The 25,320-nt window shown below is 43.2% G+C and carries 24 protein-coding genes; 9 read left to right on the forward strand and 15 right to left on the reverse strand.

From position 1 onward, the window contains the following. Positions 1-43: 43 nt before the first annotated feature. Positions 44-682, forward strand: a complete 639-nt coding sequence (locus tag GRFL_RS03645; protein WP_083643341.1) for a response regulator — start codon at positions 44-46, stop codon at positions 680-682. Here the strand turns inward: GRFL_RS03645 and dnaG are convergent. The 4 genes from dnaG to GRFL_RS03665 form a co-directional block, all read right to left on the reverse strand. Then, positions 675-2,636 (reverse strand): DNA primase, encoded by a 1,962-nt coding sequence (gene dnaG / locus GRFL_RS03650; RefSeq protein ID WP_083643342.1) that lies wholly within the window; start codon positions 2,634-2,636, stop codon positions 675-677. The genes GRFL_RS03645 and dnaG overlap by 8 nt on opposite strands. 100 nt (positions 2,637-2,736) lie before the next feature. Then, positions 2,737-3,774 (reverse strand): hypothetical protein, encoded by a 1,038-nt coding sequence (locus GRFL_RS03655; RefSeq protein ID WP_083643343.1) that lies wholly within the window; start codon positions 3,772-3,774, stop codon positions 2,737-2,739. 99 nt (positions 3,775-3,873) lie between these two features. Further along, positions 3,874-4,650, reverse strand: a complete 777-nt coding sequence (locus GRFL_RS03660) for a hypothetical protein (RefSeq protein WP_083643344.1) — start codon at positions 4,648-4,650, stop codon at positions 3,874-3,876. After that, a complete protein-coding gene (locus GRFL_RS03665; protein ID WP_083645946.1) occupies positions 4,637-5,200 on the reverse strand; it encodes an RNA polymerase sigma factor in 564 nt (187 codons plus the stop codon). Before GRFL_RS03665 ends, GRFL_RS03660 begins: the two co-directional genes overlap by 14 nt. A 134-nt stretch (positions 5,201-5,334) precedes the next feature. Between GRFL_RS03665 and rluF the strand changes: the two genes are divergently transcribed. From rluF to GRFL_RS03685, 4 genes are all read left to right on the forward strand, one after another. Continuing rightward, positions 5,335-6,075 (forward strand): 23S rRNA pseudouridine(2604) synthase RluF, encoded by a 741-nt coding sequence (gene rluF, locus GRFL_RS03670; protein WP_083643345.1) that lies wholly within the window; start codon positions 5,335-5,337, stop codon positions 6,073-6,075. A gap of 120 nt (positions 6,076-6,195) precedes the next feature. Then, positions 6,196-6,618: a VOC family protein gene (locus GRFL_RS03675; RefSeq protein WP_083643346.1), complete on the forward strand. Its 423-nt coding sequence runs from the start codon at positions 6,196-6,198 to the stop codon at positions 6,616-6,618. Positions 6,619-6,654: 36 nt separating this feature from the next. Beyond that, complete coding sequence (locus GRFL_RS03680; RefSeq protein ID WP_083643347.1) at positions 6,655-7,674, forward strand: AI-2E family transporter; 1,020 nt, start codon at positions 6,655-6,657, stop codon at positions 7,672-7,674. Positions 7,675-7,691: 17 nt separating this feature from the next. After that, positions 7,692-8,144 (forward strand): YkvA family protein, encoded by a 453-nt coding sequence (locus GRFL_RS03685; RefSeq protein ID WP_236995874.1) that lies wholly within the window; start codon positions 7,692-7,694, stop codon positions 8,142-8,144. A gap of 35 nt (positions 8,145-8,179) precedes the next feature. Here GRFL_RS03685 and GRFL_RS03690 read toward each other — a convergent pair whose 3' ends face one another. From GRFL_RS03690 to argS, 3 genes are all read right to left on the reverse strand, one after another. Then, the gene (locus tag GRFL_RS03690) at positions 8,180-9,076 is read right to left on the reverse strand and encodes a bifunctional 5,10-methylenetetrahydrofolate dehydrogenase/5,10-methenyltetrahydrofolate cyclohydrolase (protein WP_083643348.1); all 897 of its coding nucleotides are present in this window, start codon (positions 9,074-9,076) and stop codon (positions 8,180-8,182) included. A 45-nt stretch (positions 9,077-9,121) separates the two neighbouring features. Continuing rightward, the gene (gene ffh, locus GRFL_RS03695; RefSeq protein WP_083643349.1) at positions 9,122-10,450 is read right to left on the reverse strand and encodes a signal recognition particle protein; all 1,329 of its coding nucleotides are present in this window, start codon (positions 10,448-10,450) and stop codon (positions 9,122-9,124) included. A gap of 111 nt (positions 10,451-10,561) precedes the next feature. Continuing rightward, on the reverse strand, positions 10,562-12,340 hold the full coding sequence (gene argS / locus GRFL_RS03700; protein WP_083645948.1) for an arginine--tRNA ligase: 1,779 nt from the start codon (positions 12,338-12,340) through the stop codon (positions 10,562-10,564). A gap of 99 nt (positions 12,341-12,439) precedes the next feature. Here argS and GRFL_RS03705 point away from each other — a divergent pair, with 99 nt between their 5' ends. Together GRFL_RS03705 and GRFL_RS03710 are read left to right on the forward strand one after the other, a co-directional pair. Beyond that, positions 12,440-12,865 carry a hypothetical protein gene (locus tag GRFL_RS03705; protein ID WP_083643350.1) on the forward strand — a complete coding sequence of 142 codons (426 nt, stop codon included), beginning with the start codon at positions 12,440-12,442 and terminating at the stop codon, positions 12,863-12,865. A gap of 102 nt (positions 12,866-12,967) precedes the next feature. Continuing rightward, positions 12,968-13,600 carry a MarC family NAAT transporter gene (locus GRFL_RS03710; RefSeq protein ID WP_083643351.1) on the forward strand — a complete coding sequence of 211 codons (633 nt, stop codon included), beginning with the start codon at positions 12,968-12,970 and terminating at the stop codon, positions 13,598-13,600. Here GRFL_RS03710 and GRFL_RS03715 read toward each other — a convergent pair whose 3' ends face one another. Continuing rightward, on the reverse strand, positions 13,601-13,804 hold the full coding sequence (locus tag GRFL_RS03715; RefSeq protein ID WP_083643352.1) for an LPXTG cell wall anchor domain-containing protein: 204 nt from the start codon (positions 13,802-13,804) through the stop codon (positions 13,601-13,603). It lies immediately after the preceding gene. Positions 13,805-13,874: 70 nt separating this feature from the next. Between GRFL_RS03715 and GRFL_RS03720 the strand changes: the two genes are divergently transcribed. Further along, a complete protein-coding gene (locus tag GRFL_RS03720; RefSeq protein WP_083643353.1) occupies positions 13,875-15,311 on the forward strand; it encodes an SDR family oxidoreductase in 1,437 nt (478 codons plus the stop codon). Between the two features lie 18 nt (positions 15,312-15,329). Next, positions 15,330-16,820 carry a BCCT family transporter gene (locus GRFL_RS03725; RefSeq protein WP_083645949.1) on the forward strand — a complete coding sequence of 497 codons (1,491 nt, stop codon included), beginning with the start codon at positions 15,330-15,332 and terminating at the stop codon, positions 16,818-16,820. Positions 16,821-16,836: 16 nt separating this feature from the next. Here GRFL_RS03725 and ctlX read toward each other — a convergent pair whose 3' ends face one another. The 7 genes from ctlX to carA all read right to left on the reverse strand — a co-directional run bounded on the left by ctlX (position 16,837) and on the right by carA (position 25,283). Continuing rightward, entirely contained in the window at positions 16,837-17,763 is a 927-nt protein-coding gene (ctlX, locus tag GRFL_RS03730) for a citrulline utilization hydrolase CtlX (RefSeq protein WP_083643354.1), read from the reverse strand. Between the two features lies 1 nt (position 17,764). Then, positions 17,765-18,676 (reverse strand): dimethylarginine dimethylaminohydrolase family protein, encoded by a 912-nt coding sequence (locus GRFL_RS03735; protein ID WP_083643355.1) that lies wholly within the window; start codon positions 18,674-18,676, stop codon positions 17,765-17,767. Between the two features lie 85 nt (positions 18,677-18,761). After that, a complete protein-coding gene (locus tag GRFL_RS03740) occupies positions 18,762-20,048 on the reverse strand; it encodes a citrate synthase (protein WP_083643356.1) in 1,287 nt (428 codons plus the stop codon). A gap of 243 nt (positions 20,049-20,291) precedes the next feature. Further along, positions 20,292-21,839, reverse strand: coding sequence for a glycogen synthase (locus tag GRFL_RS03745; protein ID WP_083643357.1), 1,548 nt, complete (start codon positions 21,837-21,839; stop codon positions 20,292-20,294). A 157-nt stretch (positions 21,840-21,996) separates the two neighbouring features. Further along, entirely contained in the window at positions 21,997-23,286 is a 1,290-nt protein-coding gene (eno, locus tag GRFL_RS03750; RefSeq protein ID WP_083643358.1) for a phosphopyruvate hydratase, read from the reverse strand. Positions 23,287-23,484: 198 nt separating this feature from the next. Further along, a complete protein-coding gene (locus GRFL_RS03755; protein WP_083643359.1) occupies positions 23,485-24,042 on the reverse strand; it encodes a DUF3575 domain-containing protein in 558 nt (185 codons plus the stop codon). A gap of 128 nt (positions 24,043-24,170) precedes the next feature. Further along, complete coding sequence (carA, locus tag GRFL_RS03760; protein WP_083643360.1) at positions 24,171-25,283, reverse strand: glutamine-hydrolyzing carbamoyl-phosphate synthase small subunit; 1,113 nt, start codon at positions 25,281-25,283, stop codon at positions 24,171-24,173. Between the last annotated feature and the right edge of the window lie 37 nt (positions 25,284-25,320).

The raw sequence follows: 25,320 nt of genomic DNA on the forward strand, positions 1-25,320 counted from the left end.
ACAAACAAGATCCCCCTGCTTGTTTCCATAATCTAATTAAATCATGTACCGAGTATTAATCGCAGATCATCATCCCATAATCTACGAAGGAGTTAAATGCGTATTAAGGAACAACCCGGCTTTGCAAGTTACCTCAAGAGTTGGCAGTGGGACACAGCTATTCAGCCAGTTAGAGAAAGATGCACCAGATGTTCTAATTGTGGAGCTCGATCTTCCGCAAATTAATGGGATCAACGCCATTAGACGCATTAAACAGGAATACCCTGAAGTTAAAACATTGATTTTCAGCTCGCATCCCGAGGAAATGTATGCTTTGAGTGCCATTAAAGCTGGTGCTGCCGGCTACATCTCCAAACATACCGATAGCGAGACGCTGGAAAAAGCCATTTACCAGGTAGCCCGAGGTGGTATTTACCTGAACAGGAAGATCACCGAAAAACTGAATTCCGGGATTTCCCGAGGTAAGAGTTTGATTACAAAATTCAAAAAGCTTTCTACCAGGGAATCTGAAGTGCTGAACCTGTTATCCTCCGGAAAAAGGAATAAAGATATCGCAGAAGCTTTAGATATCAATGAAAAGACGGTAAGCACCTATAAAACACGGCTACTGAAAAAATTGAAGGTAGATAACGTGGCAGACCTGATCACACAGAGCAGGCTCTTACAGCTGAATGTTACGTAACCCTTCCTAACCTTTCAGAAAGAAGCATTTTAAGGTTATTAAAACCCATTACTTCATTTTTAATATCAGTTGATTCCTCCTCGGTTTCAACCGTTTTTATTTCCTCCAGCAGCTGCCCTATCTTGAGATCAATCAAGTGACGGCGCAGGTTTAATATAGTTTGATTCACCCACTGGCTAACGCTGTGTTCCTTCAGCTTCACAAGAATATCATGCTTTTGCCAGTTATGCAGCTCATACTGCTCCTCCTCCATCAGGATATCGGTGATTTTTGCCGCTTTATCTGGTTCGATCTCGTTCACAAGCGTTTCCACAGCAACTTCTTCCCCTTTATTCAAACGGTCGATAAGTAACTGGTACAATTCACGGAACTCATCATTGGAAAGTGCAATTTCATCTTCCTGAAGATCCAGAAAAATCTTTTCAAAAACCTTGGCATGATGTGTTTCCGGTTCCAGGACAAGATCCCCGGTTTCTTCATTTTGTTTCAGCAGCAGATCTTCAAAATCTTCCTCCATGCTACCGTAAAGCATTAGAATTTTAATGATGGTCTTTTCCAGGATGTACAGGCGATCCACTTTCACTTTTGGGACCTGCTCTTCGCGAACAACCTCCATATTTTGCTGTCGTGGCTGGTGATCGACCTTTTTTCCATCTGCCTTTTGAAGCTGGGCCAGGGTCGCATACAGCACATTTTCAGAAATATCCATGATTCTCGAACACTCCTGCAGATATACTTCGCGCTGAATGGAATCTGGAATTTTCGAAATGCTGTTGACCATATCCCGAATAAGATCAGCCTTCTTTACAGGATCATTTTTAGCTTCCTCAACCAGTAATGAAGCTTTGTAGCTAATAAAATCCCGGGAGTTCTCTTCCAGGTATTCCTTTAGCTCCTCATCACTATTGGATTTAGCAAAACTATCCGGGTCTTCGCCATCGGGAAACGTACAAACCTTCACGTTCATCCCCTGTTCCAGGATAAGGTCGATCCCGCGGAGCGAAGCTCTCGTTCCGGCCGCATCGCCATCGAAGAGCACCGTGATATTTTTCGTGAGCCTGTTGATTAGTCGGATCTGTTCCGGGGTTAAGGCGGTTCCGGAAGAAGAAACCGTATTTTCTATTCCACTCTGGTGAAACTGGATCACATCGGTGTAACCTTCTACCAGGTAACAATTATCCTCTTTGGCTATTTCCTGCTTGGCGTAATAAATCCCGTAAAGAACTTTGCTTTTATGGTAAATATCACTTTCCGGACTGTTTAAATATTTGGCTGCTTTCTTCGTATTATTCAGGATACGACCTCCAAAACCCAGAACGCGACCAGACATGGAATGGATTGGGAACATCACCCGACCTTTAAATCGGTCAAATTTACGTTCCTCTTTTACAATGGTGAGCCCTGTTTTTTCGAGGTATTCCAACTGGTAACCTTCCTCTAAAGCTGCCCTGGTCAAAGCCTCCCACTCATCTGGCGAATATCCCAGCTGGAATTTTTTAATAGTTTCGGCCGTAAAACCTCTTTCTTTAAAATAGCTCAAACCAATCGCCAGGCCTTCATCGGTCTCATGCATTTGCTGCTGAAAGAACTTGTTGGCATATTCTGAAACCAGGTACATGCTTTCCCGCTCATTCGCCTGCTCCTTCTGCTCATCGGTCTGCTCGGTTTCCTCGATCTCGATCCCGTATTTTTTGGCGAGGTACCGAATGGCCTCCGGGTAATTGAAATGTTCGTGTTCCATCAAAAAAGCCACGACATTTCCGCCTTTCCCACTACTGAAATCCTTCCAGATCTGCTTGACCGGTGACACCATAAAACTCGGTGTACGCTCATCAGTAAAGGGGCTCAGTCCTTTCAGGTTGCTCCCCGATTTTTTCAGCTGTACAAAATCCCCGATCACCTCTTCCACACGGGCGGTTTCAAATACGGTATCGATGGTGGTTTTTGAGATCAAGTTATTTCAGATTTTCTATTCGGTAAAACAAAAACAGGGCTTCAAAAATATGGATTTTTCCATACTTCTAAAGCCCTTCAAAACTAAACTATTTATTTGGCTAATCCACGTCGAATCTCAAACCGATGGAAAAGTTATGAAGATCGGTTGGCTGATCCTTAAAGACAGGGTTGAGATCGTACTTTGCATAGAGCGCCGCGCCGCCCCAGCCCATATAGGCACTTAAACCATATACTAGGTCATTCCTATTATAATCGGCTTTTAGCTTATCTTTCTGTTTATCCCCGTCTACGGAATATTTCAGTTTCTGTCGTTCGCCAATTCCAAAACCGGCATAACCTCCAAGACCTATTTTGAATTTATCTTCCGTAGAAAAACGCAGCGTCTTTTCAGTTTCTCTTCTTTCGGAAGGACCAAATTCAAAATGAATCGGCACCACCAGATTGTCCATTCTGAATTTGGACTTATCCAGGTCATAATCGAATTTTTCGAGTGCAATCATATCATCGTTATTTACGAAATAACGATTATCTGTTGGTTTCAAACCGTTGAACTGAAAGGAAAAACCATATTTTAATCGCACCCAGTTAGAATTATCGAAAACCCTGGTTTTCCAGGCCCAGCCAATTTCAAAGAACCGGCTACCGCCTATCTTGAAGTCGGAATCGTTCAGGGACTGGCCTTCCGCAGTGGCATTATTGAAACCGGCGGCCAGCACGATATCACTAGTGGTGCGCTTATCGTATTTGCGGTTTCGCTCAGCATTCACCTGGAAAGTCAGTACTTTATTGTCGCCCATCCCGATGAACCCGCCTTTATCCTCTTCATTTCGTGCATTGAACTCATACTCGTTCTCCAGGATCGCCACACGATTTTCAATATTCAAGGCATGAAGTTCCGCTGCCTCTTTTTTCAGCATTTCGGCTTTTTCTTTAGTGATTTCCCCTTCGTCCAGGCGCTCATTGATCCTTTCAATTTTGGCCCGAAGCTTATCTTTTTCTTCCTGGATGATCTTTTCCCGCTGTTCCTGTAGATACTCCTTTTTGGTTTCCACGGCAGTAGAATCTGTTTGCGCTTGAGAAAGTTGCGTTGCCAGGCCAAAACTGGCCAGAACGATGTAAAAAATAATAGTTTTCATAGTGTTTGATTTAGTTTGCTCGTCAGATTCAGGCAATAACCATCCTCATCAGATTTTGATTGATGAATGACCCAGTGGGTGTTGATAAATATTTAGGTATCAGTAATTCCTGGAAACGATGGCGGTCCGTGCTTTTTGAAACCCATCTTTCAGCATTTCAAAGACTTCTCTTCGGAAGGACTGATCGATTTCTGATTCCACATCGGCCAGCAGCGCATCAGCGTCCACTTTTCCGCGGTTATAAAAATTTCTTTGCTGGCTGATCTCCCTGGCAGCTTCCGCTAGCAGTTCGTTCACTTCAGCGTCAGTCACCGTGCCGTTCTCTTCTTTTTTAGCGACCTCAGCCACCAGCTCTTCAATTTTAGAAGTGAGCAGCAATTCTTCCAGTTTTGGCTTTTCTGTTTTTTCTAGTTCTTCGGAAACCCCATTATTTGGGATGACCTCAGCCACATTTTCTTCAGTCTGGCTGAATTCCCCGGTAATTTCCTTCGAAGATATCACCGGTTTTTTCTGAATTTCAGGCTTTAAAATTTCCTCTTTTTGACCGGAAGTATTTTCTTCCACCGCAATTCGTTCTTCTGGCTCAAAACTGGCAGGAGCTTCCTGTTTTTCGGCAGGATTTTCTATCGGAGTTTCAGCAGGATTCTCTACTATCGGGGCGGCAACTTCAGTATTCTGATGAGTTGTAAAAAAAACGCTCACGATCAGAATCGCTGCTACAGCCGCTGCTGCGATATATAACCAGCCAAAACTTTTCTTCCCTTCCGGAGCTTTATCCAGCCTTTGATTGAGCTTTTCCCAGCTTCCGGCAGATGGCTCGATTCTCCTGCCCTCGAGCTGCTCCCTGATATGATCTTCAAATTTAATTGGTGCCATAGACCGTTGAATTTGCGTTCTTTAATTTTTCCTGAAGCATTTTTCGTGCTTTAAATAATTGGGATTTTGAGGTCCCTTCAGTAATATCAAGCATATTCGAAATTTCAGCATGCTTGTAACCTTCAATCGCATACAGTACGAAAACCATTCGGTAACCTTCCGGAAGACTATCTATCAATTTCTGAATATCATTGACCGCCATTTCAGAATTGATATTATTCTCAAATTCTTCTTTCGGATTAAACTGATCTTCCTGGAATTCCAGTTTTTTGTGCTGTCTCAAAAACGAGATCGATTCCCTGATCATGATGCGCCGAACCCAGCCTTCAAAACTACCTTCATTTTTAAAATCGCTCAGATGAGTGAAAACTTTAAAAAATCCGTTTAACATCGCTTCTTCCGCATGCTGAAGGTCTTTGATATACTGCCGGCAAACGCTCAGCATTTTTGGTGCATGTAACTCATAGAGACGATGCTGCGCCTCCCGGCTTCCGGCAGCTGCTTTGTTAATCAAAGCATGTTCGTTCTTAAAAAGTTGGATGACTTTCACCATATTTCTAAAGGCCTTCTATTTACATAGACGAAAGAAAGTTACAAAAGGTTGCCTGAGGTTTTAAAAATTTTCATTTTTTCTGAAAAATACTCCTGAATTAAAGTTCCTATCTTTGCGAAAGAAAGTGAAATATGTCTGAAAAAATTCGCATTAATAAGTTTTTGAGTCAGTTGGGATATTGTTCCAGAAGAGCTGCAGATAAACTGATCGACCAGGGAAGGATCAAGGTAAACGGGCAGTTGCCGGAAATGGGCCTAAAGGTCAATAAAGAAGACCATATCGAAGTGGACGGCAAAACGGTTTCCAAAGCCGAATTGAAAGAAGAAAATGTATACATCGCCTTCAATAAACCGGTAGGAATCGTATGCACGACTGATACGCGAGTGGAAAAAGACAATATTATTGATTACATCAATTATCCAAAACGGATTTTTCCCATTGGCCGACTGGATAAACCGAGTGAGGGACTTATCTTCCTTACCAACGATGGTGATATCGTGAATAAAATCCTTCGTGCCCGAAACAACCACGAAAAGGAATACATCGTTTCCGTCAACAAACCAATCACCAGAAATTTTATCAAAAAAATGGCTTCCGGAGTTCCAATACTGGATACCGTTACGCGCAAATGTGAAGTGGAACAGGTGGGCCAACATACTTTCAGAATTGTGTTGACCCAGGGACTCAACCGGCAAATACGCAGGATGTGCGAATACCTTGGCTATGAGGTAACCGCCCTGAAAAGAATTCGTATCATGAACATTGGCCTGGATATCCCGGTTGGTGAATATCGTGATATTACTGAGCAGGAATTGAAAGTCCTGAATTCGCTGCTGGAAGATTCTTCAAAAACTGAAGAGGCTTCGAAATAGTTCCATTTTCAGCATTTCAAATCTTAACAGAGAATTAGCGGGATTTCTAAGCAAAGTCTTAAGTCTTCTTCCTATTTTTAATTCTCCCTTCTTAGAAGGAGCAATAACAAAAGACTTATTATGAAAATTCAGCCATTTCACCTGGCGATCCCGGTATCAGACCTGGAGACCTGCAGGAAATTCTATAAAGAAACCTTAGGCTGTGGCGAAGGGCGCAGCAGCGATCATTGGGTAGACTTCAATTTCTTTGGGCATCAGCTGGTGATCCATTACCAGGCGCCGGAAGAAACCAAAGCTTCCACCTCGAATCCTGTTGACGGAAAAGAAGTTCCGGTTCCTCATTTCGGCGTGGTGCTACAATGGGACGTCTTTCACGAATTTGCTAAATTACTGAAGAGCAAGAATATCGAGTTTGTGATCGAGCCCTATATCCGCTTTGAAGGAAAACCCGGGGAACAGGCAACCATGTTCTTTCGTGATCCCTGCGGAAATGCACTTGAATTCAAAGCTTTTAAAAATATCGACCAGCTTTTCGCAACCTGATCGAAATACTAACTAACTAACTAACCAAATATCAGAATGGACAGACTAAAACCGTCTTTAGTAAGGCAATTATTCGTGCTCTTACTGATCTTATTTTTATCGGTTTTAATTTTCCGGGAAATCATCCCGTACCTCTCCGGAGTACTGGGAGCGGTCACTTTATACGTCCTGATGAAAAAATGGATGAAAAGGCTGGTGGAACGTGGATGGAAACCTCCAATTGCCGCCGCCCTGTTGATGACCGGTTCTTTCGTGGGAATTTTGATACCCGTCACCCTCATTACCATCATGTTAACGGCTAAAATTGGGAAAGCGGTCAATAATTCAGAAAAAGTGATTCGGGCGGTAAAAGACCAGATCAACCTCGTGGAGCATGATCTTGGATACAGCGTAAGTTCCAATATAGACACTACTTCGATCACCAGCTGGATATCTTCCAATCTTCAAAATCTTGCTGGCGGTACTTTCAATGCATTTATTGCGATCGGGATCATGTATTTCATGTTGTATTATATGCTCATCAACCGCCAGTCCATGCGCGAATCCCTGATCGAATACATTCCTTTAGGCAAAGATAACCTGCGGATAATAGGTGAAGAAAGCAACGCGCTGGTTAAATCCAATGCGCTGGGTATTCCACTGGTGGCCTTCGTACAGGGAGTGATTGCCCTGGTAGGCTTCCTGATCTTCGGTGTTCCAGATCCATTTTTTTGGTTCGTGATCACGGCCATAGGTTCGATGATCCCGTTCATTGGGACCGCGATTGGTATCCTGCCCGCAGTAATCCTGCTCTATGCCCAGGGCAGTAACTGGCAGGCGATTGCCTTACTCATCTATGGCTTTGTGGTGGTAGGCTCCAGCGACAATATCATCAGGCTGTATGTGCTGGAAAAACTCGCCAGCGTGCATCCGCTCATCACTTTATTTGGTGTGATTGTGGGAGTACCATTATTTGGATTTATAGGATTGATTTTTGGGCCACTGCTCGTTTCTCTCTTCCTGTTAATTCTGAAGATTTATAAGAAAGAATACGGAAACGCCCACCATCGTTTATAAAATTTAAAACTAAGATTATGTTTGGACTGAAGAAAAAAATGAATGACCTCGTCACCGCTGCAGAGGAAAAAGAAGAAATCGTAAACAAGGAATATGTTAAAACTGAAGTCGCCAAGATCGATGACGACGATGTGAAGCTTACGATGGACAGCCAGGAAGAAATTTCTGAAACGATCCTTAATTCCAACGTTCTCAAAAAATATTCAGAATTGGGAAAAGTCTTATTCGGCATGATGAAAGATTACCGCAAAGGCGTATACAACAAGGTGCCATGGTTCACGATCGCCACGATCGCGTTTTCCTTTTTATATATTCTGAACCCTTTCGACATCATCCCTGATTTTATTCCAGGTCTGGGTTATATTGATGATTTTGCCATTTTCACCTTCGGAATCCGGTTTATCCAGACAGATATTCATAATTACCTGGACTGGAAGATCGAAAACGGCGACACGATCGAAAACTTATAAAATTAAAAAGGGCTGAAATTTTCAGCCCTTTTTAATTATTCCGCGTCTTTCTGGCGCTTTTTATGTCTTTCCCTGGCAAGCAGCGTATTCTTCAGAAGCATGGAAACCGTCATTGGTCCTACACCTCCCGGAACGGGAGTTATATAAGCAGCTCGTTTGCTCACATTTTCGAAATCCACATCGCCTTTGATCACATAACCTCTTTCAGCATTCTCATCGGGCACACGGGTAATTCCCACATCGATGATCACCGCATCATCCTTGATCATTTCGGCTTTCAGAAAATCTGGGATTCCCACTGCAATAATGATAATATCAGCCTGGGATGTTACCTGGGTAATATTTTTGGTAAATTCATGAGTTAAGGTCACCGTGGAATTTCCTGGAAATCCGCTTCGGCCCATCAGGATACTCATGGGGCGGCCAACTATATAGCTCCTCCCAATAACTACGGTATGCTTTCCTTTCGTCGGGATATCATAACGCTCCAGCAATTCCAGGATTCCGAATGGTGTAGCTGGAATAAAAGTGGTCATATCCAGGGCCATCTTTCCGAAGTTAGTAGGGTGAAAACCGTCCACATCCTTATCGGGATCTACAGCGTTCAATACTTTCTGTGTATCGATTTGTGGAGGCAGCGGCAATTGAACAATAAAACCATCAATATCCTTATTCTGGTTCAGCTCTTCAATTTTATCTAGCAGTTCCAACTCGCTAACCGTATGCGGGAGTCGGTACAGGGAGGATTCAAACCCCACCCGTTCGCAGGCTTTAACCTTGGAATTTACATAGGTAAGACTGGCACCATCCTTTCCAACGATGATCGCAGCAAGATGAGGCACTTTCTCTCCTCTTTTCTTGATTTTGGTAACCTCAGCAGCGATTTCATTCTTGATATCGTTGCTGACCTTTTTACCGTCGAGAATTGTCATTTTTTTAGTTGTGTGTTAGTGTTGTGTATAATTGAAAAAAGGGAATTATTTCATCCCCTTCATCATTTGCATCATTTTACGGCCACCGCCACCCTGCATCATTTTCATCATTTTCCCCATCTGGTTGAACTGTTTCAGCAGCTGGTTCACTTCCTGCACAGAGGTTCCCGAACCTTTTGCGATTCGTTTCTTTCTGGTGGAATTGATGATCTTCGGCTCACTTCTTTCTGCTGGGGTCATGGAATGGATGATAGCTTCAATACCTTTGAAAGCATCATCATCAATATCCACATCTTTCAACATTTTCCCGGCTCCGGGAATCATTCCTAAAAGATCTTTCATAGATCCCATTTTCTTGATCTGCTGAAGCTGATTCAGGAAATCATCAAAACCGAATTTATTTTTCGCGATCTTCTTCTGAAGTTTTCGCGCTTCTTCCTCGTCATATTGTTCCTGGGCACGTTCCACCAGGGAGACCACATCCCCCATCCCAAGAATCCTGTCGGCCATACGCGAAGGATAGAACACATCCATCGCATCCATCTTTTCTCCTGTACCGATGAATTTGATGGGCTTGTTTACGACCGATTTGATCGAGATCGCCGCACCACCGCGAGTATCACCATCCAGTTTGGTAAGGATCACCCCGTCAAAATTCAATCTTTCATTGAAAGTCTTTGCAGTATTCACGGCATCCTGACCAGTCATGGAATCGACTACAAAAAGTGTTTCCTGTGGATTGATGGCTCGCTTGATATTTGATATTTCGGTCATCATCGCCTCATCAACAGCCAGACGACCGGCGGTATCGATGATTACTACATTATGACCGTTCTCTTTGGCATATTTGATCGCTGCTTCAGAAATAGCAACCGGATCCTGGTTTCCTTCATCTGAAAAAACTTCCACACCAACCTGCTCTCCAACTACATGAAGCTGGTTGATCGCCGCAGGACGATATACATCACAGGCTACCAGCAATGGTTTTTTGGTTTTCTTACGTTTCAGGTAATTGGCCAGTTTTCCGGAGAAAGTAGTCTTACCACTACCCTGCAAACCAGACATGAGGATCACCGAAGGTTCTCCCGACAGATTAATACCGGCCGCTTCGCCACCCATCAACTCGGTTAGCTCATCCTTGACCAGTTTGATCATTAACTGTCCTGGCTTCAGCGTCTTTAATACATCCTGCCCCAGCGCTTTCTCTTTTACCGTACTGGTAAATTCTTTGGCGATCTTATAGTTCACATCGGCATCTACCAGCGCACGTCTCACCTCTTTCAGGCTTTCCGCAACGTTTATTTCGGTAATCTGGCCATGTCCTTTAAGAACGTGAAAGGCACTATCTAACTTATCGCTTAAATTATCAAACATACTCTCCTGTGATTTTATAACATTCGCTGCAAACAGCGGATTGCAAATTTAATGATTTGATGCTGAAGCCAAAAGTTTAAATTTTAAACTTCCGCAGCAAATTTTGTCTTATTACATTCTCTCCGGAACATCAATTCCCAGTAACCTGAATCCAGATCTGATCACATACGCAACCAGATTGGAAAGCTGCACCCGGAAGATCTTATCCTCCTCCACTTCCGTTCCCAGAATTGGCACATTCTGATAAAAAGAATTGAAGGTTTTTACCAGCTCATATACATAATTTGCCAGGAGCGCCGGCGAGTGATTTTCAGCCGCCAGGGCTATCGTTTCCGGATACAACTGCAACTGTTTCAGCAATTCTTTTTCTTTTTCGTGGAACTGGAAATCTTTGGAAAGATCGCCGGAATAATCAAAATCAGCCTTTCTTAAGATCGACTGGATTCTCGCATAGGTATACTGGATAAACGGCCCGGTATTCCCCTGAAAATCTACCGACTCTTCCGGATTGAAAAGAATGCGCTTTTTAGGATCCACCTTCAGGATATAATATTTCAAGGCTCCCAGCCCGATCATTCGGTACAGTTCTTCTTTTTCCGCTTCGTTATAATCGTCCAGTTTTCCAAGTTCTTCGGAAATCGTTCTGGCGGTTTCGGTCATTTCCGCGATCAGATCATCAGCGTCGACGACCGTTCCTTCCCTGCTCTTCATTTTTCCGGAAGGAAGATCAACCATGCCATAGCTCAGGTGATACAGGGACTCAGCCCAGTCGTAACCCAGTTTTTTGAGGATGAGAAACAAGACTTTAAAATGGTAATCCTGTTCATTTCCTACGGTATAGACCATCTGGTTGATATTGAAATCCGCAAAACGCTGGATCGCAGTCCCGATATCCTGAGTCATATAGACCGCAGTTCCGTCACTTCGCAAAACGATCTTTTCATCCAGCCCTTCATCACTTAGATCGATCCACACACTACCGTCTGGCTTCTGATAAAAAACACCCTCTTCCAATCCCTTTAAAACCTCATCCTTGCCAAGCAAATAGGTCTTACTTTCGTAGTAATTCTTATCAAAATCAACACCCAGAGCCTGGTAAGTCTTATCGAAACCAGCGTACACCCAGCTGTTCATCATTTCCCAAAGCTTTACGATTTCGGGATCATTGGCTTCCCACTTCAGCAGCATATTTTTTGCCTCGACAAAGATCGGCGCTTCGGCCTTTGCTTCATCTTCACTTTTACCTTCTTCCTGTAACTGCGCGATTTCCTTTTTGTATTCCTGGTCAAATTTCACGTAATAATTCCCAACCAGCTTGTCGCCTTTTAACCCGGTAGACTCTGGAGTTTCTCCGTTTCCGAATTTTTTCCAGGCTACCATCGACTTACAAATATGAATCCCGCGGTCATTGATCACCTGCACTTTATACACCTCGTTACCGGCGGCTTTCAGAATTTCAGAAACCGAAAATCCCAACAGGTTATTCCTGATGTGCCCAAGATGCAAAGGTTTATTGGTGTTCGGTGAAGAATACTCGACCATGATCCCGCTGGCATCGCTTTGTGGCAGGAGAATCCCATAATCTTCGCGGGCTCTTACATCATTGAAAAAGTTTGCGTAGAACTGGTCGTTAATCACGATATTGAGAAAGCCTTTCACCACATTGAAACCGGCTACCTCTTCCACTTCGTTCGCCAGGTAATTCCCGATATTTTCGGCCAGTTGAGCCGGGTTGGTCTTTACCTGCTTCAGCATGGGAAAAACTACCAGTGTAATATCACCCTCAAAATCTTTACGGGTTGGCTGAAATTCGATGTTTTCAGGTGTTACCTCGTAATGTTTCTGAACAGCTTCCTGTACTTTGGTCGCCAGAATCGCTTCAATCTTCATTTCCTTGATTTTATTTGGAATGGAGGCGCAAAGATAAAAAGAATTGAAGTTCCGAACGACTGTCTTCAGCTTCAATTCCTTATATTTAGGAAAAAAGAGATGCTACTGAATATTTCCTACAATCGCCCGGAGATCAAAGCCAAGATCGAGAAAGCGGTTGGCAAGCCCTTTACACTTTTGGAACGGGTAAAACTGAAGGGAACCGGCTCCCCAAAACTTTTTATAACCAGCACGAGTATTGACATCCATAACTTGCTGATTTTAGATAATAATCGGAATGTTTGTAATGTGGAAATGCGGAAAGATGGCATCATCGTGATGTTTCGATCCCTGCTGGAAACCTACGCCCTCGTGATTCCCTATTTTAAGCTGAATTTGTATAAAGGCAAAGCCGAAGAGTACAGCATTTATAAAGATCATCATTTTATCAAAGTGGAAGCTAACACGCCCGGGATTCATAAATTCTTCCGAAAGATCATCGATTATAAATCTGACAATGCTCCTACGCAGATCGAAGATCTTTAAATTCCCTTCACATTGGACCTCAAATATTTGCTGCCTGCTAACCTAAACGTCATTTTGCCATAACCTGCATACCGCACTTCTGATGGAAATTTGCGGCAAAAAATGGAAATTTTCATCTACGTTTTTGCAGCTTTATTTTCGGTTATTAATCCGCTGGGAACGGTACCGGTCTTCGTGGGACTGACGCAGGAGGATTCTAAAAAGGAACGACAGAAAACAGCGCTGCTCACCGCAGTCAATATTTTCACAATTCTACTCATCAGTTTCTTCAGCGGAAAGTATATTTTGAACTTTTTCGGCATTAGCCTGAATTCGCTGAGAATTGCCGGCGGGCTTATCATTGCATCCTCAGGTTTCGCGCTCCTTACGGGAACGTTCTCCAAACATAAGGGAATGGACAAACCCAAGGTGAAGGAAGATGTACACCAGCGAGAAGGCGTGTCGCTTACACCACTGGCGATCCCGATGCTGGCTGGCCCGGGCTCTATTTCATTTTTGATAGGATTATACCAGGAGCAGGTAAACTGGAGTGATAAGATGGTGGCAGTTTCGGCAATTTTCGCGGTCTGTCTGGCTACTTTCCTGGTGCTAAGAAGTTCGCATTATATTGCAGGAATGCTGGGTGCTTCAGGCATCAATGCCATCTCCCGAATCATCGGTTTCATTGTGATCGCGATCGGGGTGGAATATGTTTCGGTTTCCGTGATCAACCTGGCCGAAAACCTGTTGAAGTAATTACCTTCTTTTAAAGGCGAGTCCGCCAATAAGCGCCAGGATTCCGAAGCCAATCATCGCGTAACTCTGCGTATTATCTCCCTGCGCCTTAACCTTAAGCGGGCCGGCGTCCAGCGAAAATTCCGGCGTAATCAGCGTATATAAACCATAGGCTATAAGACCTACGCCTATGACCAACAGCACCACTTTTAGCACGTTATTCATTCTATAAAGTTTTATTAATCGAAAGTGAAAGTAGTAATTTAATTTCTAATTTGAAGTTCAAATTCTTCAAATGCGCATATTACTTACCGGGGCAAATGGCTACATAGGCATGAGACTGCTTCCTAAATTGCTGGACGACGGTCACGAAGTGATCTGCGCGGTTCGCAACAAAGTTCGATTTACCTCTAATGAAGAACTGATCGAAAAGGTGGAGATCGTGGAACTGGATTTTTTAAAAGACACGGAAGCTCCCGAGAAAATCAGGAATATCGACGTTGCCTATTACCTCATCCATTCCATGTCTGCTTCCACTAAAGATTTTGACGAGAAAGAAGCCGAAGCAGCAAGGAATTTCAACCAGATGATGGAGCAAACTTCGGTTAACCAGGTGATTTATCTCAGCGGGATCGTGAATGAAAAAGAGCTTTCCAAACACCTGAAATCAAGGAAACAGGTAGAAGACATCCTGTATAAAGGCGATTTTAAACTCACCGTTCTGCGCGCCGCGATCATCGTGGGTTCGGGTTCTTCTTCCTTTGAGATCATTCGGGACCTTTGTGAAAAACTGCCGGCTATGGTAACACCCCGATGGGTCAAAACGCGTTGCCAGCCTATTGCCATCAGGAACATTATCCAGTATCTTACCTGTGTTATAGGCCGGGAAGCCTGTTATAATGAATCTTTTGATGTGGGAGGGCCCGATATTCTCACCTATAAGGAAATGATGCAGATCTACGCCGATGTGCGAGGTCTAAAAATCTGGATCGTGGATGTACCGGTAATGTCTCCGCGGTTGAGTTCCTACTGGCTGTATTTCGTTACCTCTACGTCTTACCGGCTGGCTCAAAACCTGGTAGACAGTATGAAAGTGGAAGTGATCACCAAAGACACCCGCCTGCAGGAACTGCTCAATATTGAACCGATACATTATCGTGAAGCCATCGAAATGGCATTTTATAAAATCGAACAAAATGAAGTGATCTCCAGCTGGAAGGATTCGCTGAGCAGCGGGCGTTTCCGTAAAGACCTCAACAAATATGTGCAATTACCCAAGTACGGTTGTTTGCATGACAAAAAAGAAGTGAAAATTGAAAATCCCGAGGAAGTGCTCAATCGCATCTGGGCAATTGGCGGATATAACGGTTGGTATTATGCCGATTTTCTCTGGAAGATTCGCGGATTCCTGGATAAAATGGTCGGCGGCGTAGGCCTAAGAAGAGGCCGCACACATCCCGACAAGATCAACGCCGGCGATTCATTGGATTTTTGGAGGGTCCTGCTGGCGGATCGCGAGGAAAGAAGACTGCTGTTGTTTGCTGAAATGAAAGTCCCGGGAGAAGCCTGGCTCGAATTTAAAATCGATGAGAAGAACATACTGCATCAAAACGCCACTTTTCGCCCCAAAGGAATTCTCGGGCGTTTATACTGGTATTCCATGTACCCGTTTCATTATTTTATTTTTGAAGGAATGATCAACACCATTGCGAAAGGCCACAAAAAAGAGTAGTTTTAAGAAAACTTGAATTTGAGCGAGCGCTTGGCCGGGATATTCAGCAATAAAGTTTTCAGCATTTCTGCGTTAACGCTGCTGGTCTGTTCAATTGGCATCTTTCTCTTTCCAGAAAATTTTTACCAGGCTATTGAAACCAGCTCCCTGTGGGTTCGAAATTACTTCGGAAGTTTTTACTTGTGGCTGGGCTTCGTTTGTGTTATCGGAACGCTGGCACTCGGTTTTTCCCCTTTCGGAAGCATCAGGCTGGGATCGGCTCCGCCAGAATTTAACAGGCTTACCTGGATCGCGATGCTGTACAGCGCCGGGATGGGCGCTGGCATTTTGCTACGGGCGGTCCAGGAACCGGTGTTTATGTTTCTGCACCAACCACTGGAAACCGGAACTTCAGCCGAAATCATGGCCCTGGAATACACCTTTTACCAATGGGGTTTTACCGCATGGGCTTTCTATGGCATTTTCGCCCTGATCATCGCCTATTCTCTTTTCGTCACTAAAAAAGATATTCGGCTCAGTAGTTTATTCGGAAAAAAAAGCAGCACAGGACGACTTCCGAAACTGATCGATATTTTAACCATTATCACCACCATTACTGGTCTGGTTGCCGCCGTTGGCCTGGGAACCACCCAAATTGAAGGAGGAATTAGTCATTTGATACAGAAACCACCAGGTTCTCTCGGGCTAAATATGGCATTAGTACTGGTGATTTGCAGCCTGGCTTTCGTATCTGCCTGGTACGGCATTCATAAAGGAATTAGCCTGATCTCGAACTGGAATATTTATATTACCACTGCGCTGCTGCTTTTTATTTTTTTGTTCAGCGATATTGCGGGGATTTTTGAGAGCTTTTCCAATTCTTTTTACCATTACCTCATCGATTTCGTACCGATGAGCCTCGCTTTTGACAAATATGATCCCGGAAAGCCATTTTTAACCGAATGGACTTATTATTACTGGGCTTTTTGGCTAGCCTGGGCTCCATTTACCGGAGTATTCATCGCCAGGATCTCTAAAGGCAGGACCATCCGGGAACTCATCATCGGGGTGTTGCTCATTCCGTCAATAGGCAGTTTTTTCTGGTTCAGTGTCTTTGGAGATGCCGCTTTTGAGATCGTCAAAAACTCTTCTAGCTATCAGGATGACTTTGGAAATGTATTTACTTCTATTTTCCTGTTTTTGGAAAATTATCCATTCCCGCTTTTCAGCAGTCTCGTTGTAATCCTGTTGCTAATCAGCTTCCTGGTAACTTCTGTAGATTCGGCCATTTATGTTTTAAGCATGTTCACCGATAAAGGAAAAACCGAACCTTCTAAAAAATACCGTTTTGCCTGGGCCGCGGTTATTTTCATATTCTGCGAGGCAATTATACTCCTTGGCGCTGCGAGGCAGGACACAAATGTGCTCACCGCGATGCAGAAACTACTGATCATCACGTCCCTGCCATTCGCTTTTTTCACGATCCTTATCAGCATCCTTTTTATCAGGAAATTGAAAAGACAGGTTTAGGTTTAATTGCATTCGTTCAGGCTTTCGGAAGAAAGACTTCTGCCATCATACAACGGGCACTTCCGCCGCCACAAATTTCAATGGTCGGCAGATCGGCACTTAGAATTTCACAGTGCTTTTCAATTTTGGCAACCTGATCTGGATTGAGGCTTTTACGAGCTCGTTCGCTCATGACCAGGTATTTTTTATCACCCTGAACCTGGAGCATATTCCCGGCAAATTCGTGCATTTGCGCCTCAGAAATTGCGATGATCTCCTTGCCGTCTTCCTTTAAATGCTTCAAAAGGTTTTTTCGCTCTTTCTTATCGTCGATCGTATCCAGGCAAACCACTGCAAATTCTTCAGCCACACACATCATGACATTCGTGTGATAAATGGGAAGACGCTTACCATTTACGGTTTGAAACGCATTAAAGATCACCGGAGTAAATTCGAAATCTTCACAGAATTCGATCATCAGGTCTTCATCGGCTCGTGGTGACAACGCGCAATAAGCTTTCTGATTTACACGATCCAGGATCAGGCTACCGGTACCTTCCAGGAAAACATCATCTTCCTCGGCACTGGTATAATCAATTACCTCCTTGATCTCAAAACCGGCTTCCTCGAGTTTTGCAAAGTATTCCAGGCGACGTTCCTTTCTCCTGTTTTCAGCAAACATGGGATATAAGGCGATTTTCCCGGTTTCGTGGAAAGAAACCCAGTTATTTGGAAAAATAGAATCGGGCGTGTTATCCTCGATCACATCATCAACCGTAATAACATTGACGCCGACTGATCTGAGCTTTTCCACAAAACGGTCAAACTCTTTCTGAGCTTCGGCATTTGCGTCAAGATCGGTCAGTTTTTTTTGAAAATAATTATTGACCGCGGTCTCTTCATTCATTCTGAACGCCACTGGTCTTACCATCAAAATGGTATCTGTAATCTGCTTCGTTCTCATACTAATCTCTGATTAATGGTAAAGTGGAACATCTCAATAAGCCTTCCTGCTTGGAAATTTCTGCATAAGGTACTTCTTCAACCGTCATTACCTGATCTCGCAGCCAGCTATTCAGCCTGGTAAAATTCTTTTCTGAAATCACTACATCTTCAGAAATGGAGAAAATATTAGAATTCATGTGATACATCTCGTCCCGTGTGATCTCGTAAATATGCTCTTTTCCGAAGAAATCAATGAGCCAGTTCAGTTCTTCTTCGATCAAGAAACCTTCTTTATAGATAATGGCCTTGTTTTTCCCAACTGGCTGAAAACAACAGTCCAGGTGCAGCGCATTATCCCGGGCAATGCTGTTCGATTTTTTCAAACTGAAGCTTTTCACTGTTTTATTCGGAAAAATTTCTTTCAGGGCTTCCACCGCCTGAATGTTGGTGCGGGCCGTAATAAAGTCTTTATAATCCTTGCCTTTATAGGTTCCAACGAAAATATAATCACCCATAGGCATCACATCTCCTCCTTCGATATGCGCTTCTTCCGGAAGCCTGATGATCTTCTCGGGATCTATTTGCCGAATCACGTGATCAATCGCTTCAATTTCCTGGTCACGATCTGGAAGAATATTTGATTTCACCAGTTTGTCATCGATCACAAATGCGATGTCACGTGTAAAGATCTGGTTATAATTTTCGATGATCTTCGGCCTGAAAACCTGTACTTCATATTTCTCCAAAACTGCCGCGACCGATTCTATTTCGTTGACCATATCTTCTTCCGCAGGATAGGTTCCCGCCTGAATATGTTCTTTTGACTTCGGGTCATAAGCTTCCTCTAGGGTTGGAATGGGGCCGTTACTTTTCGCGGTTCCCAAAACCACCGCACGCAGACGCGAAGTTTCGTTGGTAATATGAAGGTTCATTTTGTTCTGTTTTGGGCAAATATAAAAAAAGCTCCATTCACAGGAATGAAGCTTTTAAGTCTATTATTCGTACTGTTCTGGAAAACTATGAACGGCTTCCCAGCGGCTTGAATTCTCTGTGATTTTCACCAATATAGATCTGTCTTGGACGACCAATTGGTTCTTTTTTCAATCTCATTTCTCTCCATTGAGCGATCCAGCCAGGAAGTCTACCCAGAGCGAACATGACGGTGAACATTTCCACCGGAATACCAAGCGCTCTATAAATAATTCCTGAATAGAAGTCTACGTTAGGATACAGTTTTCTATCTACAAAATACTGATCTTCCAGGGCTTCTCTTTCCAGGCCTTTGGCGATATCCAGAACTGGATCTTCCACACCAAGCTGCCCTAAAACTTCATCAGCAGATTTTTTGATGATCTTCGCACGAGGATCGAAATTCTTGTACACACGGTGACCAAAACCCATCAAACGGAAAGGATCTTCCTTATCTTTCGCTTTCTCCATGAATTTATGAGTGTCTCCACCATCTTCCTTGATTCCCTCCAGCATTTCGATCACTGCCTGGTTAGCACCACCGTGAAGCGGCCCCCACAATGCAGAAATACCTGCTGATATAGAAGCAAAAAGCCCGGCATGAGAAGAACCTACCATACGCACCGTAGAAGTAGAACAGTTCTGCTCATGATCAGCATGAAGGATCAGCAATTTATCCAGTGCATCGATCACAGCCTTATCTACTTTGTATGATTTACCAGGTTTTTCGAACATCATTTTATGAAGATTCTCCACGTAACCCAGTGAATCGTCACCGTGATTTAGCGGAAGGCTATTTTTCTTCCTAAGCGTCCACGCCGCAAGAACCGGGAATTTCCCCATGATCTTGACAATCGCCTTATACATATCTTCTTCTGATGAAACATCTACGGAAGACGGGTTGAACGCGATCAAAGCACTGGTTAATGAAGAAAGCACGCCCATTGGGTGAGCCGCTTTAGGGAATCCGTCAAGGATTTTCTTCATCTCCTCGTCTACATGAGACTCTTCTTTGATATCAGTGGTAAATTTCTCTAATTGCTGCTTATTCGGAAGTTCCCCAAAAATCAAAAGATAAGCTACTTCCAGAAAATCTGCTTTTTCGGCGAGATCTTCGATAGCATACCCTCTGTAACGAAGAATTCCCTGTTCCCCGTCTAAAAAAGTGATCGCACTCTCGCAGCTACCCGTGTTCTTGTAACCGGGATCCAGCGTGATCAATCCAGCTTCACCTCGCAGCTTCTTAATTTCAATTCCTATTTCTCCTTCAGTTCCTACAGTAACCGGAAACTCATATTTCTTCCCGTCAAATTCGAGTGTTGCTTGTTTAGACATATTATTAAATGTTGTTCTTTTTTGATTTAATTTTTAAGGATTGCTAAATTACGAAATTTAGTGTTAAAATAATTCTAATCTGACTACTGAAATTTCAGCAAAAGCCCGTAAATATTCATATTTCCGGAACATATAACGCTAAACTCCTAATTATTGTGACAGTATAAAGTTCAGATTAAGAAATTATATAAAAATGAGGCTTTCGATATTATTATTCTATGAGGCCAACGATGCAGATTATGGCTAAGTAACTGCTATCGAATAGAGTTGCTCATAATATTGATCTACTGATTTTTCCCAGGTAAATCGCTCCTTTTTCGCATTCGCCGCAATTCGGTTCCATTTTTTTCGATCCTGAAAGAAAATATCAACCGCTTCCCGGAAAACTTTTACAAAATCCTGTTTCTGCTCGTCAATAGTTTCCCCGCTAAAACTAAAGCCCGTTTTCATATGTTTGACCGTATCTATCAAACCGCCGGTGTGATGCACCAAACAGGGCTGGCCGTTTCGCATCGCGAGCATCTGGCTGATCCCGCAGGGTTCAAACTGGCTCGGCATCAGGTAAAGATTAGATTCCTGGTACAACATATCGATGATGCTTTCAGACTGGGCATTGATGAAAATGAAATTCTTATGGCGGTAACTCGCTTCGCGGAAAAGCACTTCATATTCCGGGGCGCCGGTACCCAAAAGAATGTATACCCCGTTTACCTCATTCAGCTTTTCCATTAAAGAATCCAGCAAATGTGGATCATCCCGGAAAAAATAAAACTTTTGTTCGGTCAATCTGGCTACGGAACAACAGATAAAATCTGGTGACTTCTCCTGCCAGCGAGTGATCTTCTCGCCGGTGTGCGCCATATAATGAGCTTTATAATCTTTATTCTCTTCCTGAAGCCAGCGGAAAAACCTACGAACGCACTGCCGGAACAATATGCCCTTTTCCACCGTATTGATATTGGCATAATTCGCACCGTTCAAAATTCCGAAGAGTCGGTTTTCTTTATTTGCCTGTTTCAGATCATTTTCCAGCCCTTCTCCTCCAATAAAATGTGGCGGGTTGCTGGGTTTTTGAACGTCTTCTTTATAAGAAGGAGAAACGGTGTGTACCGCATCTGCCAACCTGATCCCTACAGCCATTAGATTGATACAATCGGTATACCTCGGGTCACGAAGCAGTTCTTCATTATAGGCTACTTCCGGAAAAAAAGCCCTCACAGAAGAATAATTATGATCGAATGGCCGAATGCCCTGGATCGCCAAATTATGAACGGAATACACAAACCGAATCTTTTTCAGATCCTGATAAGATGGATGGAATTCCCGTAAAAACAACAACATGCTGGTATGCCAGTCATGCAGGTGCGCAATATGAATCTTCCCAAATACACCGTGGGTGATAGTCGCAGCCACCGCTGTACAGAAAAGTGAGAACATATTGGCATCAGTAAAAAATGGCTGCTCCGGGTCGTTGAAATAAATATGGGCTATATCACCCGATTTGATCTCGGGATGATGGATCACATAATGCCTGATGCCCGGAACTTCCTTTTTTCCGGCCACTTCAAAAACTTCAGCTCGTTGCGGACTCCCACGAAAAGTGAAATCAATTTCAGCAACTTTTTGCTGATCGATATGCAATCTGGAATAAGCGGGACACACCACAGAGACTTCATCACCCCTGGAAGCGATCTGGCGAGGAACATCGCGAACCACATCGCCCATCCCGCCGGCTTTGCATTTTGGAATGGCGTCGTTCTCGGCGGCGACAAATAAAAAACGGGTACTCATTTTCGTTGGTTAATTCCTTGAAATTAAGCAATAGCAAGCGTTTTCACTAATAATTTTTAATTAAATCATTGTTAATAAAAGAATTCTGAATTTCACCCCGAGCCATAAAAAAAGCTTCCCGAAGGAAGCTTTCTACAATTCTATTTCACTCAAAACCTTATTTGATCTTGAAGGCTTTATCCTGAGGATAATAAGCCATATCTCCCAATTCTTCCTCAATTCGAAGCAACTGGTTATATTTTGCCATACGGTCACTTCGAGAAGCAGAACCGGTTTTGATCTGCCCCGTATTCAAAGCTACGGCAAGATCAGCAATCGTATTATCTTCTGTCTCTCCGGAACGGTGCGACATTACAGAAGTATACCCGGCGTTGTGAGCCATATTTACCGCTGCAATGGTTTCAGTTAGTGTACCGATCTGGTTTACTTTGATCAGGATCGAATTTGCGATGCTCTCATCAATACCACGAGAAAGTCTTTCTACGTTAGTCACGAACAAATCATCTCCAACCAGCTGAACTTTATCACCTACTTTATCTGTAAGCGCTTTCCAGCCTTCCCAGTCATTTTCATCCATTCCATCCTCGATAGAGATAATTGGGTATTTTGAAGCCAGCTCAGCAAGGTATTCTGCCTGTTCTTCGCTAGTTCTTACCTTACCTTTATCTCCTTCAAATTTCGTATAGTCGTATTTTCCGTTCACGTAAAATTCCGCAGAAGCACAATCCAAAGCGATCATCACTTCCTCTCCCGGCTTATAACCAGATTTCTCAATTGCATTCAGGATGGTGTCCAAGGCATCTTCCGTTCCGTCCAGTGTTGGAGCAAAACCTCCTTCATCTCCTACTGCAGTACTAAGACCTCTATCGTGTAATACTTTCTTCAGGTTATGGAAAATTTCAGTTCCCATTTTGATCGCGTGGCTAAAATCTTTTGCCTTTACAGGCATGATCATGAATTCCTGAAAAGCGATTGGCGCATCACTGTGAGAACCGCCGTTGATAATGTTCATCATAGGTACCGGCAAAGTGTTGGCGCTTACACCACCTACGTAGCGATAGAGCGGCAATCCAAGCTCATTGGCTGCAGCCTTAGCCACTGCAAGAGAAACACCAAGGATGGCGTTAGCCCCCAGTTTGGATTTATTTGGAGTTCCATCAAGATCACGCATGGTCTGGTCGATCAGGTTTTGTTCAAAAACCGAAAACCCAAGCAATCTCTCTGCAATCTCTCCGTTTACGTTTTCAATAGCTTTAGAAACACCCTTACCCATGTAGTCTTTTCCGCCGTCACGAAGCTCTACGGCCTCATGTTCACCTGTTGAAGCTCCAGAAGGAACTGCTGCACGTCCAAGAATACCATTTTCAGTAACTACATCAACCTCTACTGTAGGGTTTCCGCGTGAGTCAAAAATCTGGCGGGCGTGAATATCTAAAATCGCACTCATAATCTTTTTTAATTAGTTAATTGAATTCTCTGCAAGATACAAAGACGAGTGCTAAAAAGCGAGTGAAGACGGTAGTTTTAAGGCATTTATAACGATAAATTAATTTCAATCGTTTTCGTACACCGCATTGAAAAATTTATAATTCATCACTATAAATGCCCATAAATATGAAGATTTAAAAATCTGAAATTAGATTACTTATTGTTTACCTAATTTAAAACCTAGCTGGAAACCTAAAATTCCCGCCAGGTAAGAATCATCCTGGTCAAAGCCGTAACCCAAACCTAAATTCAGGTTCAGCTTAAAATGTCGGCCGTAAACCCGTTGTAGTCCCCAGGCTGGCCCCACAACTCCGGAAAAACCTCCAGATTGTTCCAGATCTCCAATAATTGGTTTTCCCGGATCCAGCAGCACCACTCCGGAAATATAATTCCCACTATTGTTTTGGATATTTTTCCCTTTTTCCAGTCGCTTGTCAAAATTGTAGTAATAGCGATACTGTGTTTGAAAAAAAGGATATATCCCGAACTCTGCATCTTCATCCATCCATTTTTCATATCCAAAATAAAGACCGGCCAGAAAATCCAGACTGGAACGCTGCCCTATTGCCAATTCATACTCCACAGAAGGTGCCAGAAAATTTAAGGAAAACTGATCTTGGGTTTGCGGAAGGTCTCCGGAATTTTGAGTTGCCTGCTCCTGGGCAAAACTGTTCATGCCTACCAGCATGAGAGCCAGAATAAAAATTTTTCTCATAAAAAATTAGATTAGGTTATTAACAGTTTTGCGAAAGACAAAAAACATTCCAAAAACCGCCAGTAGTGCGGGATTTGAACAAATAAAAAAAGCCGGCAGATGCCGGCTTTAACATAATAATCTCATTATTAAGATCTTGCTGATGCTATTCTTTCAATAAATTCATCAAATAAATAACTCGCATCGTGTGGTCCCGGACTAGCTTCGGGATGGTATTGTACTGAAAATACGTTTTTAGACTTCATGGCAAGTCCGCCCACAGTACCGTCGTTCAAACAAACATGGGTTACCTCCACATCAGGATGATTCTCGGTTTGCTCTTTATCTACTGAAAACCCATGGTTTTGAGAAGTGATCTCTCCTTTTCCGCTCACCAGGTTTTTAACCGGGTGGTTGATCCCACGGTGGCCATGATGCATTTTATAAGTCTGGATACCATTAGCGATTGCTATGATTTGATGACCCAGGCAAATTCCGAATAAGGGATGGTTATTTTCAATAATATCTTTTGTAGCATTAATAGCACTTTCTAAAGGCTCCGGATCACCAGGACCGTTTGAAAGAAAATACCCATCCGGATTCCAGGCTTTCATATCTTCATAACTTGCATCATAAGGAAAAACCTTGATGTAAGCGTCCCTTTTTGCCAAATTCCGAAGGATGTTCCTTTTAATCCCTACATCCAGCGCAGCGATCTTATAGGTAGCATTTTCATCACCGTAAAAATAAGGTTCTTTCACAGATACTTTAGAAGCGAGTTCCAGACCTTTCATATTCGGCACTTCTTTCAGTTTCGCTTTCAGGCCTTCGATATTCTCCACATCAGTTGAAATAATAGCATTCATGGCCCCATTTTCACGGATATAGGTCACCAAAGCCCGGGTATCCACATCTGAAATAGCAAATAGGTTACTATCATCCAGGAACTCCAGCAGCGTTTGATCGGCCGCTGGTCGCGATTGCGTGTAGCTGAAATTTTTACAAATTAGCCCGGAAATCTTCGCTCTATCTGATTCATTCTCGTCTTCATTGGTTCCGTAATTCCCGATATGGGCATTGGTGGTAACCATTAATTGGCCGTAGTACGAAGGATCAGTAAAAATTTCCTGATAGCCGGTCATCCCGGTGTTGAAACAAACCTCTCCTACTGCCGAACCATCTTTATCTCCTACCGCTTTTCCGTAGAAAATAGTTCCATCCTCCAGTAAAATAAGTGCTTTTTTGCGTGGCTGATATTTCATAGTTGTATTGTTGTTGCCGTAAAATTAAAAGTTTTTA

Origin of the sequence: Christiangramia flava JLT2011, assembly GCF_001951155.1 — a bacterium.
Taxonomy (GTDB): Bacteria; Bacteroidota; Bacteroidia; order Flavobacteriales; family Flavobacteriaceae; genus Christiangramia; species Christiangramia flava.

What these genes read in the sequence shown, in the direction of transcription:
- GRFL_RS03660 (WP_083643344.1), bottom strand. Translation starts at nt 4,650, where the DNA reads ATGGCACCAATTAAATTTGAAGATCATATCAGGGAGCAGCTCGAGGGC.
- GRFL_RS03715 (WP_083643352.1), bottom strand. Translation starts at nt 13,804, where the DNA reads ATGAATAACGTGCTAAAAGTGGTGCTGTTGGTCATAGGCGTAGGTCTT.
- GRFL_RS03655 (WP_083643343.1), bottom strand. Translation starts at nt 3,774, where the DNA reads ATGAAAACTATTATTTTTTACATCGTTCTGGCCAGTTTTGGCCTGGCA.
- ffh (WP_083643349.1), bottom strand. Translation starts at nt 10,450, where the DNA reads ATGTTTGATAATTTAAGCGATAAGTTAGATAGTGCCTTTCACGTTCTT.
- GRFL_RS03675 (WP_083643346.1), top strand. Translation starts at nt 6,196, where the DNA reads ATGAAAATTCAGCCATTTCACCTGGCGATCCCGGTATCAGACCTGGAG.
- GRFL_RS03680 (WP_083643347.1), top strand. Translation starts at nt 6,655, where the DNA reads ATGGACAGACTAAAACCGTCTTTAGTAAGGCAATTATTCGTGCTCTTA.
- rluF (WP_083643345.1), top strand. Translation starts at nt 5,335, where the DNA reads ATGTCTGAAAAAATTCGCATTAATAAGTTTTTGAGTCAGTTGGGATAT.
- GRFL_RS03645 (WP_083643341.1), top strand. Translation starts at nt 44, where the DNA reads ATGTACCGAGTATTAATCGCAGATCATCATCCCATAATCTACGAAGGA.
- argS (WP_083645948.1), bottom strand. Translation starts at nt 12,340, where the DNA reads ATGAAGATTGAAGCGATTCTGGCGACCAAAGTACAGGAAGCTGTTCAG.
- ctlX (WP_083643354.1), bottom strand. Translation starts at nt 17,763, where the DNA reads ATGAGAACGAAGCAGATTACAGATACCATTTTGATGGTAAGACCAGTG.
- GRFL_RS03720 (WP_083643353.1), top strand. Translation starts at nt 13,875, where the DNA reads ATGCGCATATTACTTACCGGGGCAAATGGCTACATAGGCATGAGACTG.
- GRFL_RS03705 (WP_083643350.1), top strand. Translation starts at nt 12,440, where the DNA reads ATGCTACTGAATATTTCCTACAATCGCCCGGAGATCAAAGCCAAGATC.
- GRFL_RS03745 (WP_083643357.1), bottom strand. Translation starts at nt 21,839, where the DNA reads ATGAGTACCCGTTTTTTATTTGTCGCCGCCGAGAACGACGCCATTCCA.
- carA (WP_083643360.1), bottom strand. Translation starts at nt 25,283, where the DNA reads ATGAAATATCAGCCACGCAAAAAAGCACTTATTTTACTGGAGGATGGA.
- GRFL_RS03690 (WP_083643348.1), bottom strand. Translation starts at nt 9,076, where the DNA reads ATGACAATTCTCGACGGTAAAAAGGTCAGCAACGATATCAAGAATGAA.
- eno (WP_083643358.1), bottom strand. Translation starts at nt 23,286, where the DNA reads ATGAGTGCGATTTTAGATATTCACGCCCGCCAGATTTTTGACTCACGC.
- GRFL_RS03685 (WP_236995874.1), top strand. Translation starts at nt 7,692, where the DNA reads ATGTTTGGACTGAAGAAAAAAATGAATGACCTCGTCACCGCTGCAGAG.
- GRFL_RS03710 (WP_083643351.1), top strand. Translation starts at nt 12,968, where the DNA reads ATGGAAATTTTCATCTACGTTTTTGCAGCTTTATTTTCGGTTATTAAT.
- GRFL_RS03735 (WP_083643355.1), bottom strand. Translation starts at nt 18,676, where the DNA reads ATGAACCTTCATATTACCAACGAAACTTCGCGTCTGCGTGCGGTGGTT.
- GRFL_RS03755 (WP_083643359.1), bottom strand. Translation starts at nt 24,042, where the DNA reads ATGAGAAAAATTTTTATTCTGGCTCTCATGCTGGTAGGCATGAACAGT.
- GRFL_RS03740 (WP_083643356.1), bottom strand. Translation starts at nt 20,048, where the DNA reads ATGTCTAAACAAGCAACACTCGAATTTGACGGGAAGAAATATGAGTTT.